This is a genomic window from Candidatus Planktophila sp. (assembly GCF_040402315.1).
Lineage (GTDB): Bacteria > Actinomycetota > Actinomycetes > Nanopelagicales > Nanopelagicaceae > Planktophila.
In genome coordinates this window covers 1-1,329 of sequence record NZ_JBBAMU010000067.1, presented here as the reverse complement: position 1 = coordinate 1,329, position 1,329 = coordinate 1, and the positions used below count along the sequence as shown (strand labels likewise).

General features: G+C 47.0%; 2 protein-coding genes. Both read left to right on the top strand.

All coding sequences use genetic code 11. The features are described from left to right. The coding region (locus AC9UEP_RS06020) for a LemA family protein (RefSeq protein WP_509545109.1) at positions 1–270 on the top strand (270 nt) is incomplete at its 5' end. A gap of 8 nt (positions 271–278) precedes the next feature. Further along, positions 279–1,196: a M48 family metallopeptidase gene (locus AC9UEP_RS06015; protein ID WP_095675417.1), complete on the top strand. Its 918-nt coding sequence runs from the start codon at positions 279–281 to the stop codon at positions 1,194–1,196. Positions 1,197–1,329 lie beyond the last annotated feature (133 nt).

Genomic DNA, 1,329 nt, shown 5'->3' with positions numbered 1-1,329 from the left:
AATGCACTCAAAGGTTTGCTCGCAGTGGCTGAGGCGTATCCAGATCTAAAAGCATCGGCAAACTTCTTATCTCTTCAAGAAGAACTTTCTACAACTGAGAATAAAGTTTCATTTGCCCGCCAGTTCTATAATGACACTGTGCGCTCACTTAACACGGCCGTTAAAACCATCCCCACCAGCTTCTTTGCCGGCTTTGCCAAGGTAGATGCACGTGATTTCTATGAAGTTGAGAATCCAACAGATCGCAACGTTCCTGGCGTTAAGTTCTAGTAAGTTCGATGGCTGAGAATAACTTTCGCGCACTCGCTTCTGCCAATAAAGGAAAGACCTATTTCCTGCTGGCAGCAATGGGAGTTCTCACCTGGCTGGTCGCTTATGCAGTACTGACATATTTTGGAGCAGGAACTGCTTCGACAATTGTTCCCTTTGCCGTAGGAATATCACTCATTGGCGTGTGGGGCTCTTACTACGGCTCAGATAAATTAGTACTCACCATGACAGGTGCCAAAGTTGTTACCCGCGAAGATGCACCCGAACTCTTTAATGTGATTGAAGAAGTGGTGATTGCAAGTGGTCTACCCATGCCCAAGGTGGCAATCGTGGAAGATTCTGCGCCTAATGCTTTTGCAACTGGGCGTAATCCCGACCACGCACTGATTGCATTTACAACCAGAATCCTAGAAGTCATGGATCGTGATGAACTTCAAGGAGTCATTGCACATGAGATGTCACATGTGGCAAACCGTGACACTTTAGTCTCAGCAGTTGCTGCGACCACGGCCGGAGCAATTGCAATCTTGAGTGATTTTCTGATGCGCATCATGTTCTTTGGTGGCGGTCGCAGAGATGGAAACCAAAATCAAAATCCAGTTGCTCTTGTTCTCTCACTCGTGGTGTTAATCCTCGCCCCTATTGCAGCGCTGCTCTTGAAATCTGCAATTTCACGTAAGCGTGAGGCGCTAGCAGATGCCACAGCTGTCTCCTTTACGCGCAATCCCGCCGGGCTTCGCAAAGCACTTGAAGTATTAGCTGCTGATTCCACTGTGGTGCGCCAGAAATCAAATGCGGTTGCACATATTTGGATCGAATCCCCATTAGATGCAAAAGCTGTCTCAAAGTTATTTAGTACTCATCCACCCATCGAAGAGCGCATTGCAACGCTACGTGCGATGGAATCATTGGGTCCACAGATTTAATATTTTCTAACTTTGCACTGAATTACATTGGTGTAACTCCACCCACAATGGGGATAAACCCTGTGTATATCTAACAAAAAGTAAGTTGATTCAGTAGGAACCCTCACCCCTGCGCCAAACGGGCGGTATATCC